This is a genomic window from Streptomyces sp. WMMB303 (genome assembly GCF_029351045.1).
In the GTDB taxonomy this organism is placed as follows: domain Bacteria; phylum Actinomycetota; class Actinomycetes; order Streptomycetales; family Streptomycetaceae; genus Streptomyces.
The window spans coordinates 5,834,995-5,847,772 of sequence record NZ_JARKIN010000001.1; the positions used below are offsets into that span (position 1 = coordinate 5,834,995).

Genomic DNA, 12,778 nt, shown 5'->3' on the forward strand with positions numbered 1-12,778 from the left:
CGGTCAGTCTGCCTCACACCGCCGCGCGCTCCGCAGCTCCCTCGTCCGGCACCGGCCCGCCCGCCGTCAGCCCCCGCACCTGGCTGCTGCCGAGTGCGCCCGCCGTCACCAGCAGGACGAGGCCGACCCCGCACAGCAGCGTGGGACGCACACCGAAGCGTTCCGCCAGCGGCCCGGCCGCCATCTCGCCCAGCGGAAGCGCGAGGGTGGACCCCAGCGCGTCGTAGGAGTAGACGCGGGCCAGCGTCTCCTGCGGGACGTTCTCCTGGAGCGAGAGGTCCCAGGCCACGCTGAACTGCTCGAGCGCGATGCCGTTCGCGAACATCGCCATCAGCAGCAGGGCCAGATCGGCCGACTCCGCGAGGGCGAGGAGCGGCAGCGCGTCCAGGGCCACCACGGCCACCCCGATCCGCAGCGCGTGACGCGAGCGGGACCGCGCCACGAGCAGCCCGCCGACCAGCGCGCCGGCCATCTGGGTGGCGAGGACGAAGCCCCAGGCGGTACGGCCGAAGGTCGCGTCGGCGACGGCCGGTCCCAGCACCTGGATACCGCCCGCCGAGACCGCGTTCACCACGAAGAACTGCAGCACCACCACCCAGACCCAGGTGCGGGAGGCGAACTCGCGCCAGCCCTGCCGCATCTCCTGCCAGGGCCGCGCCCGCTCGGTACCGGCCGCGGACTCGACGGCCCGCACGTGGCCGGCGGGCTCCGCGGCTGCCGCGGACGGCGGGGCACCGGCGCGTCCGGCCAGTACGCGCCCGGCCAGGCGGTAGGCAGCCGCGGCGCCCAGGAAGGCCACGCCGTCGAGCACCATGCCCCAGCCCGGGCCGGCGACGGCTGCCAGCATGCCGCCGAGCGAGGTACCCGCGATCATCCCCGTGTTGATCCCCATCCGGGAGAGCGCGTTGGCGGGCCGCAGTTCGCCCGGCGGCACGGTGCGGGGCAGCAGCGCGGCGGACGCCGGTACGGAGACGGCCGCCACGGCACCCTGCACCACGCTGAGGACCAGCAGCACGCCGATCGGCGCCCGGTCGGCCAGTACGGCCAGCCCCACACCGGTCTGCACCAGCGCGGCGGACGCGGCGGCGCCCTGGAGCACCAGCGCCCGGGGCAGCCGGTCGGCCAGCAGTCCGCCGAAGAGCAGCAGCAGCACGCTGCTGACGGACCGGGCGCCGACGACGAGTCCCACGTCCACCGCGGAACCGCCGAGGTCCAGCACCGCGAAGGCGAGGACGACGGGCGCCATGGAGTTGCCGAAGAAGGTCAGGGACCGGCCCAGCGTGAGCGCGCGGAAGGCGCGGTGACGCAGGACTGAGCGGAGTACTTCGCGGTCGGGGTGGGAGGAGGGGAAGGCCACGGGGTGAGTGTGCGGCACCCGGAGGCCAACCGTCAAATACTTCTTTGGGGGTAGTCGGCGGCGGCTCCTGCACACAGACGGAAAGCGCATGGTCCGTCGAGAACGCCGGACACCCAGGGGTCCGGGACCGAGGAAGGCGGCCGCGGGAACCCGGGCCACGCACGGCAACCGGGGGCCCGAAACACCGCACCGGGGCCGGAGCCGACCGGCTCCGGCCCCGGTGCCGTCCCGCGTCACTTCAGCAGCAGCGGCACTCCGGCGACCGAGGGGGTGAACTGGCGGGAGCGGGTGGGAGCGAAGCCCTTGTCGGAGCCGGCGATCTGCAGGACCGCGCCCTTGCGCTTGTTGAACAGGGGAGCGAGGACGACAGCTTCGTCGTGCCCGTCGCCGTCGGTGTCCAGCAGCGGAGGCCGGAAGTCGAAGAGGTTCCGGGGGGCGCGGTTGGGGGTGCCCGGCAGCCCCTCGGTCCTGGCGTCGACCTCCTGGGAACCCTCGGCCGACGGACCGTCGGCGCCTCCTGGGAGCAGGGTGACCAGCCCGTCGTTGCCCCGGAAGTCGGGCGTGTTGACGACGAGGTCCGGGTGGTCGTCGCCGTTGACCTCGCCGACCGCCGGAGATGCCCCGAAACTCTCCTTCCGTCCCGCGAAGATCCGGCGGGCGGGCTTTCCGGCGCCCAGGCCGGAGCGTGCGCCGTGCAGTACGCCGACTCCGCCCCCCTTGCCCTTCTGCGGCTCCGTGTCCGACGCCGTACGGCGGAGCGGCAGCAGCAGGTCGTCGGTCCTGTCCCCGTCCGCGTCGCCGACGGACAAGCCGCCGCGACGGCCGCCCGTCGCCTTCAACACCGTCTGTTCGGTGTCGCGGTCGCGGGTCAGGCCGTGCTCGGCACCCCGGTAGTAGGCGAGCGGGGTGAGATCGTCGGGGGCGGTGTCGTCCTGCTCGGCGTCGTAGCCGTAGGTGAGGACGAGGTCCGTGCGGCCGTCGGCGTCGAAGTCGCCCGCCGCGACGCTGTTCGGGGACGCGTAGCCGTGCTGGCCGACATCGACCGTGACGGGCTTGCGCGGACTCTTGCCGGACGGGGGGCCGTCGCCGCCGAACGGACCGTAGAGGATGCGCGCGGGCACATCGCCCCGGGGCCCGTCGGGATTGCTCGAGGGGTCGCCCTTGCCGCCGCCGGGGTCGAACAGGTCGGCGCGTCCGTCACGGTCGAAGTCGCCCGCCGCCATCGGGCCGAAGTTCCGCGGAGCCTCGAGCTTCCGCGCCTTCCCGAGCCCGCGGGGGCCGCCGAAGAGTACGTACGGCTGGACCTCGGCGTCGCGCGTCCGCGCGGCCACCAGGTCGGTGAAGCCGTCCGAGTCGAGATCCGTACGCAGCAAGGAGGAATCGAATCGCCCATCGAGCCGCGTCGTCCACGAGGGATTCAGCCCCTTCTCGGAGCCGTAGACCACCAGCAGGGTGTCCTTCGTGCGCTTTTGGTCCTTGCTCGCGGAGTGGACGGACGTGGCGTAGTCGTCGTAACCGTCGCCGTTGAAATCCCCCCGGTCCGGGCCGTCTTCGGAGTCGTCGGCCTTGCCCGCGGGCGGGCGCGCCTTCTTCGCGGTACCGGCCCCGTCGTCCGACGATCCGCCGCACCCGGCGAGCACCAGCAGCAGCACGCAGGAAGCGGAAGCCGCGGCGACAGCAACCGCCCGCGTCCGGCGCTCCGGCCGTTCACCTCTGTCCCGCCGCCTCATGACATCGGACATCACCACAGGGCCCCCTTCCCTTTCGGAGGAAGAGCGAGTAACCCAAGTCCGTTCGAATACAGCGACGTTGGGTACCGCGAGGCGCGCTTCGGCCGCGTGCCGCACACCTCCGCGACCGACAGCCCGAGCGTGCCGGGGCCCGGGAGACGGCTTCCGGGCCGGGGCATACCAGCCGACAGGGAGAGCGCGCCGGGACGACCGGCCGCTGCGCACCCGGCCCGGCCGCGCCGTCCGCCGCCCCCACGGAAGCGCCCTGAGTACGCGCATGCCGCCCACCCCGCCGCACGGACCGCGTGTGCGGAATGAACCGGACGGTCACCACATCCGTTTCCGGGACCGGTGCCGGCAGAACCGACAGCGGTCCGCGACATCGACGGGCCGGTGTGGTTCTCACGTGTCCAGGGGTGAACGCCGGGCACCTTCCCCCGCCCCCTACGCGAGGTGACCATGCTCGGATCGGACAGCAGACAGGACTTCTACCCCGCCGCCGGAGGGCTCCGCCGCCGCGCGCTCTTCGCGGTACTGAGCGGCTTGTGCGTGGCAGCCGTGGTCGCCGCGCTGCTCGCGGTCGACACCTCCGGCGGGAGCGACGAGCGGGCCGGGCTGGCCGGGGGCACGCACACCTCGGAGACGGGCGGGCCCAAGAACGTCGGGTACTTCACCAACTGGGGTGTCTACCAGCGCGATTACCACGTCAAGAACATCGAGACCTCCGGCTCGGCGGACCGGCTCACGCATATCAACTACGCCTTCGGCAACGTCCAGGGCGGCAAGTGCACCGCCGGTGACAGCTACGCCGACTACGAGAAGTCCTACAGCGCCGCCCAGAGCGTCGACGGCAAGGCCGACACCTGGGACCAGCCGCTGCGCGGCAACTTCAACCAACTGCTGAAGCTCAAGAAGAAGCACCCGGACCTGAAGGTGCTGTGGTCGTTCGGCGGCTGGAGCTGGTCCAAGGGGTTCACCGAAGCTGCCAGGAACCCCGAGGCGTTCGCCGAGTCCTGCTACGACCTGCTGAACGACCAGCGGTGGCGCGGCCTGTTCGACGGCATCGACATCGACTGGGAGTACCCCAACGCCTGCGGGCTGAGCTGCGACACCAGCGGCGAGGGCGCCTTCGCGAAGCTGATGAAGGCGCTGCGCGGAAAGTTCGGGGACAAGCTGGTGACCGCGGCCATCAGCGCCGACGCCACCGACGGCGGGAAGATGCAGGCGTCCGGCTACTACCGGGAGGCCGCCCAGTACGTCGACTGGTATCTGCCGATGACCTACGACTACTTCGGCGCCTTCGACAAGGAAGGGCCCACCGCGCCCCACTCGGCGCTGGAGGACTACGACGGCATCCCCAAGAAACTCTTCGACACCAAGTCCTCCATCGCGGCCCTGCTGTGGAACGGCGTCCCGGCGGAGAAGATCCTGATGGGGCTCGGCTTCTACGGCCGCGGCTGGAGCGGGGTGACGCAGAAGGAGCCCGGCGGCACCGCGACCGGCCCGGCCCCCGGCACCTATGAGCAGGGCATCGAGGACTACGAGGTGCTCAGGACCCGCTGCCCCGCCAACGGCACGGTCGGCGGCACGGCCTACGCGTACTGCGGCGACGAGTGGTGGAGCTACGACACCCCCGAGACCCTCAAGGGCAAGGTCGCCTGGGGTGAGAAGCAGAAGCTGGGCGGCACCTTCGTCTGGGAGTTGAGCGGCGACACCCCGGACGGCGAGCTGATCAAGTCCATCCGTTAGGCGGGGGCCCGACCCGCACCTCACCGACGGCCCCGCGGTCGCGTACCGCGGGGCCGTCCGCTGCCCGGACACGAGGGTACGGACGGCTGCCGCCCCGGGCGCAGGTGACGGCCCACCTCCCCCGGAGTGTGCGCGGCCCGCCGCCGCCCGCTCCGGCTGCTCAGGCCGGGGCGTGGGCCGCGCGGTCGAGGAGGCGGCGCCAGACTCCGTGGGCGATCGCCTCGTCGGAGGGGCGCAGGCCCATCCGGTTGCAGTGCATGTGCAGCAGAGAGAGGACGATGTCGTCGCGCTCGGCCTGGAGTTCGCCGCCGCGTTCCAGTTCGGCCATCCGCCGGGTGAGCCGCTCGGCGGCGGGGCGCCACACGGCGTCGGCCGCGTCGAGCAGTTCGCGGGCCGGTCCGTCGTCCGTGCGGGCGGTCCACAGGACGCGGCCGGCCGCGCGGTAGAGGTCGCCGCCGGCGTTGCGCCGCGCCGCGAGGCGGGCGAGGGCGTGGCGGGCCTCGGGATCGGGGACGAGGGAGCCGCAGAGCCGGTCGAGGGTGAGGGCGACCAGCGCGGCGCGTTCCTGGGACGCGTCCAGGCCGAGGGGCGGCAGCCCCGGCAGACCGGTGCCGGAGGCGCGCAGCCGCCGCAGGAGTTGGAGGACGGCCGCGCTGTCCTGCCGGAACCATTCCTCGGCGGCGGCTATCAGCTCGGGGCCGCCGTAGCGTTCGATCTCGCGCTGATAGCTGACGAAGGTGTGGTCGGCGATGTGCCCGCCCCGGGCGAGGTCGTACGCCCAGGCCGACACCTCGCGCAGTACGTCCGCGCGTGCCGATTCCTCGGGGGTGTGGAACCGCACCCGCAGGTGGGGCGCGGGATCGCCGTAGCGCAGGAAGAACGGGGAGGGCACGCCGTACTGTTCGGACAGCCTCGCGGTGAGGTCGGCCAGGCCCACGCCCAGCAGGGTGTCGTGCGCGTCCGGCTCGGCGTAGAGCTTCACCGCCAGCCAGTCGCTGCCGATCCGCTTGCTGCGTATCCCGTATTCCTCGGCGCCGGGGACGGCCCGGGGCCGGATGTGCCGGGCCACCGGGCCCGGGTCCTCACCGACCCGGACGAGGGGCACGACGATCTCGGAGGCGTACGGTTCGCCGGCGGTGTCCCGCAGGAAGCCCTCGTCCGGTGCGGGCAGGACCTCCTCCAGGGTGATCCCGTCGTCCGTGGCCCGCTCCAGGCTGTCGCGCAGCTCGCGCAGCGAGGCGGCGCTGGTGAGGTCGAGCAGCAGGGCGTTGTCGTTGTCGGTGAGGTTGACCAGGCGGGGCACCATCCACGTGTCGGCCCAGGCGCGGACGGCTTCGGCGAACACGGCGGCTCCCTCTCCGTCGCGGCGGCCGCCGCAGGCCGGTGCGAGGTCGCCGGGACGCAGCCGCCATCGTGCTCGGCGGAGCACGAGGTCGCCTCGTTCGACGCGGGGCAGGAACGGCATGGTCCAGGTCAGACTCTCCCAGCTGAACCACGAGACCGTGCCCGAGAGGCCCTGGGAGACCTCCAGCATGAACCGGCAGGGGTCGGGCGCCCCGGCCCAGTTGAGCATCGCGCGGTCGGTGACGTGCAGTCGGCGGCCCAGTGTGCGGCTGCGCAGGTAGAGCTTCCCGTCGGCCACCCCGACCAGGACGTCGTCCAGTCGGATCACGCGGTCCGTCTCCCGGCCGGGTGTCACGTTGACCGGCAGCTCCCAGGTGTGCACCGTGGGGCGGATGGTGACGTTGATGGAACGGGCGTGCTGGGGCAGGGAGGACAGCTCGGCGCAGACGGCGTCGCCCTGACGCTGTTCCTCGGCGGCGGCCAGCTCCCGCAGCGCAGCGCGGGTCTCCTCGTCGAAGAGGTGGTGGAAGCGGGAGAAGGTCCTGCCGCCCATCACCACGCCGGCGGTGCCGCAGACGGCGCGCCAGCGCTCGCGGCCGGAGCCCGGCGCCAGCAGACCGAGGTAGAGGTCGAGGACCGGCATCGGCGGCCGGTGGTCGTCCTCGGCTGCCGAGACCTCGGTGAGTTCGTCGAGCAGCCGGTCGTCGAGCTGGACGCTCAGCTCCCGGCGGGCCAGGGCCCCGGTGACCATCCGGTTCAGCACGGCCTCCCGGGGCCGCTCCTCCGGCCGGTCCGCCCCGTCGACGGTCCGGGGGACGACGCCCGGCAGCGGGTAGGCCTGTCCCGGGGAGCGGTATCGGCGCGGTGGGCCGAGGCCGGTCTCCGGGGTCAGCGCCTCCAGCAGGGGGATCTCGGAGCGGTGGCCGTAGCGTTCGGAGAACGCCTCGGCGTACTCCGTGAGATGCGGCGGGTAGCGGTCCTCCGCCCCCACGCGCCGGAAGACCTGGGCGGCCTCTTCGGCGAGGTCGGCCACGGCCCGGGGAAGGACGAGAGGCCCGTCGAGGTTCAGCGTCGAGTCGAGCTGGAGCGTCGGGCCCGAGTGGCCTCCGACGGCCTCGGGCATCGGCGTGCTCGCCGCCTCCAGCAGTTCGGACACCGGGATCCCGCCCTGGTTGAACGCGCCGATCGCGGCCTCCACCCCGTCGATCGCCCCCGCGACGGCGGCGTCGGTGACGGGGGGCAGCATCGAGCGCAGCAGCGAGTCGTCGCGGTCCGTCCGGCCGGCCGGGGGGATCAGCAGCCGGGGGCGCTCGGCGGTGATGAGGATGTCGCTGTCGAGGAGGCCGTCGAGCAGGGACGCGATCCGCTCGGCGCCTGCCGTCGGGAAGTCCTCGGTGAGCCGGGCGGTGAGGTCGCCGAGTGTCGTCGGGGTGCGAGTGTGGTCGAGCACGGAACGGATCGGTCCGGTGAGCCGTACGCTGACGGAGCGTCGGCCCTTGGGCGCGGTCCGGCCTCCGTCGCCGGGTGCGCCGGCGCGGGCGGCCTCGGTACCGGCGTCGAGCCCGTAGCCCTCGGCGGTGGAGAGCCACACCCGGCCGCGGGCCGCATGGAGCAGGTCGTTGCGCCGCACCCGCAGCTCGGAGGGCTGCTGTGCGCCGAAGGCGAGCCGCTTGACGAGGTGCATGACCCATCCGGAGTCCGCTCGTGCCCGGGCCGCTCCGATGGCGGTGTCGCCGAGCCGGGTGCGCTGCTCCTCGCCGAACACGCCGGTGGTGACGCCCGCGAAGAGGCCGAACGGCGTCGCGCGGAAGCTCATCCGGTTCAGATAGCGGCTCAGGCCGCGGACGGCCTTGCGCCGGTCCTTGCCGTTGAGGCTGTCGAACCGCTCGACGGCGTCCGCCAGATGGGGTGAGGCGGCCCGCACGGCGTCCGGTACGCCCGGGGTCGACCACAGCTTGCGGAGCCGGTCGGCGTAGTCATGGTGATCGCCGTCGTCGTCCTGCCAGGCGTCGGCGCGGGAGGCCGCGCCGTCCGCGGCGGGCAGCGACCTGAGCAGGTCGAGCATCGGGCGGGCGGGCAGAGCCGGGGCCCTGAGCATGAAGAATCCGCAGGCCCGGTAGGTGTCGGCAGTCTCTTCGGTCATGTCTCCCCCATGCCTCGGTCCGGTCCCGTCCGCGCCCCGGCCCCGCCCGGCTGGTGTACGCGGGAAGGTCCGGGTGTCAGGAACAGCAGCTCGTCCCACCCGGCCGCCGTGTCGGAGACGGCGCCGAGGAGGGCGAGCATGGCTCCGGCCGCACCGGTCAGCAGGCCGGGATTGTGCTCGTGCCCTCCCCACGGGTCGTAGTCGGGGAAGAGGTAGGGGTGCTCCGGGTCCGCGTAGGAGCACATCCGGGACAGGAACGCGTCGTGCATACGCCGCAGATCCGGCAGGCCGGTCTGGGCGGCGGCCCGGCCGTAGACGGTCACCAGCCCGGCCAGCCCGTGGCAGAGCGTGGGCGAGTTGATGCGCTGCTGCTCGGCCGGGGTGCGTTCGACGCCCAGCAGGGTGGCCACCGCGAGGTCGGTCGGCTCCGGGTCGCCGCAGGCCGCCGAGGCCGGCAGCAGGGACGCGGCGACCCCGGGCGGGCCGTAGCACCAGGCGCTCCTGGCCGGTACCTGCTCGGCGCCGGTGTCGGGGCGCCCGGTATCCGGGTGGGGCAGCAGAAGGTTGGCCCATGCCGGGTAGTCGAGGCTGTCGATGCGCAGCGCTTCGAGTGTCCGGGAGAGCTCGCGGACACCCTGCCGTACCCGGCGTGACCGTGCCTCCCGGTCCGCGGTGCCGGTCGCGTGGGCGATGTCGGGGCGGCAGAGGGCCGCGAGGATGCCGGGCGGCCCGTGGGCGAATCCCAGGTTGTACACGCCGTCGGGAAACTGCTTCACATATCCCGGCAGAGGCGTCGGCTCTCCGTCGGGGCCCAGAATGGTGGGAAAGTGCGAGGGCGCGCAGAACCATCTGAGCGGGCCGCCGTCGTCCCGGGTCAGCTCCACCAGATAATCGACGAGGCGGTCTGCGGCCTGCCGGGTGGCGTCCGTCGCCCGCCCGCCGAGGAGGTCCGCGGCCCTGAGGAGCGCGGCGAGCCAGCCGGCCGCGCCGCCGATGACGTCGTAGTCGTGCGAGGCGACGCTTCCCGCGGCGGGATTCAGCGTGATCGCCTGGGTCTGCCGGGCGAGTTGGTCGGTCATCGTGGCCAGTGTCGGGAGGTAGCGCGGCTCCAGTCGGGCGTACTCGGTCACCGCCCAGACGACGCCCGCGGTGCCGAGGTACAGACCGGGCGCCTGCAGGGGGGATGCGGCACTCACCTCGGCGGTGCGCCGCAGATGGAGCTGTCCGGCTTTGAAGTAGCGGTCCTCGTCGAAGACTTCGGCCGCGTACCGGAGGGCGAGCGCGATGCCGGGTGCGCCGTCGGCGAGATCCGCTTTCTCCGCGGCGCCGCCGGCGGATTCCATGAGCCGGTCGGCCACCTCGCGAGCCAGCCGCAGAGCCTCTTCGTCGGTCACTCTTCCCGCCGAACCGGACCCCATAGCGCCGCCGTTCCCTCTCTCAGCCGTTCCGGTGCCTCTCAGCCTTCGGGGCGAACAACCAGACGGAGGGCTCTGAGACCCCCTGTGCCCGGACCGCGGGGCCCTCCGCGTGGCTCACCATGGATGTGCGTCACCTCGAATGCGGCGGGTCAGCACATCAGATGTGGCGTCTCAGCAGCACGTGCTGAGCGTGTCGGTGCAGAGCGAGGTGCGCGAGGTCTCGCAGCCGCCGTTGTTCGTCGCGGCGGCGGAGCTGGTGGAGACCGCGGTGTGCCCCACACGCAGGTCGAGGGCGAACTCGTCGTCGAGCAGTTCTTCGTTCATTTCGTTCCCTCCGGATAGAGGTCGGCAATGACTGCTCCGCGAGATCGACGCTCGTGCACGCCGGGCCTCCCGGAGCTTCGTGGAACGTAATCGAGCAACATCGGGAACGTCAACACACCAGTCACAGCTGTCACTTGAGAGTTCGACGGTCCGCGTCGGCCGCCTCGGTGGGGCCGGCCGTGTCAACAGCGGCCTCCTCCGAAAGCGACGTGAGCCCGTACTGCGCGGCCTGCGCGTCGAACATCCCCCGGTACAGCCCGCCGGCCCGGTCCATGAGCCCCTCGTGGGTGCCGTGTTCGGCGATGTGCCCACGGTCCAGCACGTAGATGTGGTCCGCGGAGGCGGTCGCGGCGAGCCGGTGGGTGACCAGCACGACCGCGACACCGCTGTCGGCCAGCGTCCGCAGCCGGTCGAACGCCTCGATCTCGGCGTGCGGATCGAGTGCCGAGGTCGGCTCGTCGACCAGCAGGAACGGCGCGCCCCGGTAGAGGCTGCGGGCCGTACCCAGCTTCTGCCACTGACCCCCCGAGAGCTGGACGCCGCGTTCGTACCCCTTGAAGACGATGGAGTCCCAGCCGTGCGGCAGTCCCTCGATCAGTTCGGCCACATCGGCGCCGCCCGCCGCCTCCCGGACCCGGGCCGCGTCCCTCGGACGGTCACCGGCACCGACGGCGATGTTCGCGGCGGCCGTCATCTGCCAGTTGGGGAAGTCCTGGGTCAGCATCCCGACCGACCGGAAGACGTCGGCGCGGGCGGCCTCGCGCACCTCCACCCGCTCCCCCTCCGCGCCCACCCACCACACGTCGCCGCTGTCGGGCAGCAGCAGCCCGCCCAGGATCTTGGCCAGCGTGGACTTGCCGGAGCCGTTCGCACCCACGAGCGCGGTCACCGCACCCCGCCGCACGGACACGTCCACCCGGTGCAGCGCGGGCACCGTGGCCCCGGGATAGGTGAAGGAGACGTCCCGCACCTGGATCCGGCGCACCGGCGAGGGCAACGGCCGCCCGTCCGGGGGGATGGCGTGTCCGGCCGCCAGCCGGATCGCCTCCTCGGTGTCGCTGAGCCGGAGCATCTCCTCGTACATGCGGTTCACCTGCTGCACCAGCGAGGTGAGTCGCGCGGTGGAGGTACGGATGGCGACCACGGCGGTGCCGCCCACCGCGATCGGGAGCCCGCCGCTGGTCAGCAGCCACCACAGCACGCCATAGCAGCCCAGGGACGCCAGACCGGAGAACGCCGCGGCGACCAGATCGGTGCGCGCCTGGGCGCGGGCCAGGCGCCGCTGTTCGGTCTCCATCAGCCCGGACATCTCCTCGTACCCGCGCAGCAGCAGCGAGCCCGCCGCATGCGCCCGGATCTCCCCGGCGGCGTGCGGCATCGTCAGGTACTGGAGCAGGGTGGCGACCGCCCGGCGGTGGTCCACCCAGTGCCGCCGCGAGGTGTACTCCCGGCGTGCCGAGCGCACCGCCCCCCATGCCTTGGGCAGCGCGATGGCCAGCAGCATCGGCAGCAGCGCCCAGTGCAGCGAGGCCAGCACGAGGGCGGCGGCCACCATGCCGATCACGACGTTGGAGGCCCCCACGGACAGGCTGAGCATGCGCCGGGCCGACTCCGTGCCGAACTTTCCGGCCTCCAGATGGCGTTGGATCTCGGGTTTCTCGGTCGCCGCCACCTCCACCTGGGTGACCGCCCGGTAGTAGCGGAGCGAGACGGCCCTTTCGACCTGCGGCTCCAGCCTGCCGGACATCGCCGTCGACCAGGCTGACATCACCGCCATGCCCACGGAGACGAGGGCCAGCAGCGCCAGCGCCGGAACCGACTCCCGCAGCTTGTCGTCCGTCGGTCCGTTCGCGAACAGACTGCCGAGCACGCCGTTGATCGCCACGAGCCCGAACGCGGTGGTCAGGCCCTGGCCGGCCTGCGCCACCACCACCCCGGCCAACGCGCGCGGGTCGGTTTCCCAGCCGGCCCGCAGGACCACGCCCATCATGCGCGGCAGCGCGGCCGCCATCTGCCCGAACCGCAGCCGCGCCACCGAGCCCTCGTGTTCGACGAACGCGTCGTCCCAGCGCAGTCGCCCTCCGAACAGCTCCCGTTCCGCCGCCGAGACGCCGTCCTCGGCCGCGGCCCCCGAGGGCTCGGGGCCGCCCGCGCCGGCCGTCCCGCTCACTTCGACCTCCCGGGCTCCGGCGCGCAGTGTGCGGAGCTGTCCGCCCGGAGTCGTCGGCATACGGCCAGGCCGTTCTCGGGGGTGCGGCTCGGGGTCACGTGGCCTCCAGTGCGGGCGCGTCGGGGGACGAGGGCGGTTTTCCCCGCGTGCAGCGGACCCGGCGGACACGTGAAGCAGGAACAGCCCCCGAGCCCGCGCCCCGGCCGGTTTCAGAACCCTGGCCTCCAACAGGTGGACGGCACCACCGGGACCGGGCCCCGGCCAACGGACCGCGGGGGATCACCGTACTCACGCACCGGCACAAATCCGAGTGCGGGGCCGCCAGTTCGTCCGCGCACACCGTCCGGACGGGGCCGGGTGCCGGTGTCGATCCGGGGCGAGCCCTGAACGCCGCGCGCCCACCGGACGGGACGCCCCGCACTCGGCGCCGGCCGGCACCGCGCAGGGCGTCCGGCACGGCGAGCACCACGCGGAGGGCCGGAGTCCGCAGGGAGCAACCGCACCGGCGTCCGGCCTGTCCGTCCCGGCCGCACCGGATTGTCA

At 73.1% G+C, this 12,778-nt stretch carries 7 protein-coding genes; 1 reads left to right on the forward strand and 6 read right to left on the reverse strand.

Annotated features, from left to right (window positions below):
* Positions 1 to 13: 13 nt before the first annotated feature.
* Complete coding sequence (locus tag P2424_RS25330; protein ID WP_276478019.1) at positions 14 to 1,357, reverse strand: MFS transporter; 1,344 nt, start codon at positions 1,355 to 1,357, stop codon at positions 14 to 16.
* A gap of 233 nt (positions 1,358 to 1,590) precedes the next feature.
* The gene (locus tag P2424_RS25335) at positions 1,591 to 3,009 is read right to left on the reverse strand and encodes an FG-GAP and VCBS repeat-containing protein (RefSeq protein ID WP_276478020.1); all 1,419 of its coding nucleotides are present in this window, start codon (positions 3,007 to 3,009) and stop codon (positions 1,591 to 1,593) included.
* A gap of 537 nt (positions 3,010 to 3,546) precedes the next feature.
* On the opposite strand from P2424_RS25335, the gene P2424_RS25340 reads away from it, so the two are divergent.
* Positions 3,547 to 4,836, forward strand: coding sequence for a glycoside hydrolase family 18 protein (locus P2424_RS25340; protein WP_276479124.1), 1,290 nt, complete (start codon positions 3,547 to 3,549; stop codon positions 4,834 to 4,836).
* Positions 4,837 to 4,996: 160 nt separating this feature from the next.
* Here P2424_RS25340 and P2424_RS25345 read toward each other — a convergent pair whose 3' ends face one another.
* From P2424_RS25345 to P2424_RS25360, 4 genes are all read right to left on the reverse strand, one after another.
* Complete coding sequence (locus P2424_RS25345) at positions 4,997 to 8,323, reverse strand: lantibiotic dehydratase (protein ID WP_276478021.1); 3,327 nt, start codon at positions 8,321 to 8,323, stop codon at positions 4,997 to 4,999.
* Complete coding sequence (locus P2424_RS25350; RefSeq protein ID WP_276478022.1) at positions 8,320 to 9,717, reverse strand: lanthionine synthetase C family protein; 1,398 nt, start codon at positions 9,715 to 9,717, stop codon at positions 8,320 to 8,322. The genes P2424_RS25345 and P2424_RS25350 overlap by 4 nt, the downstream gene beginning before the upstream one ends.
* A 195-nt stretch (positions 9,718 to 9,912) precedes the next feature.
* Positions 9,913 to 10,065 (reverse strand): hypothetical protein, encoded by a 153-nt coding sequence (locus P2424_RS25355; protein WP_019357929.1) that lies wholly within the window; start codon positions 10,063 to 10,065, stop codon positions 9,913 to 9,915.
* Between the two features lie 130 nt (positions 10,066 to 10,195).
* A complete protein-coding gene (locus tag P2424_RS25360) occupies positions 10,196 to 12,295 on the reverse strand; it encodes an ABC transporter ATP-binding protein (RefSeq protein WP_276478023.1) in 2,100 nt (699 codons plus the stop codon).
* Between the last annotated feature and the right edge of the window lie 483 nt (positions 12,296 to 12,778).

Coding starts and splice junctions, on each gene's coding strand:
- P2424_RS25360 (WP_276478023.1), bottom strand. CDS start 12,295: ATGCCGACGACTCCGGGCGGACAGCTCCGCACACTGCGCGCCGGAGCC.
- P2424_RS25355 (WP_019357929.1), bottom strand. CDS start 10,065: ATGAACGAAGAACTGCTCGACGACGAGTTCGCCCTCGACCTGCGTGTG.
- P2424_RS25345 (WP_276478021.1), bottom strand. CDS start 8,323: ATGACCGAAGAGACTGCCGACACCTACCGGGCCTGCGGATTCTTCATG.
- P2424_RS25340 (WP_276479124.1), top strand. CDS start 3,547: ATGCTCGGATCGGACAGCAGACAGGACTTCTACCCCGCCGCCGGAGGG.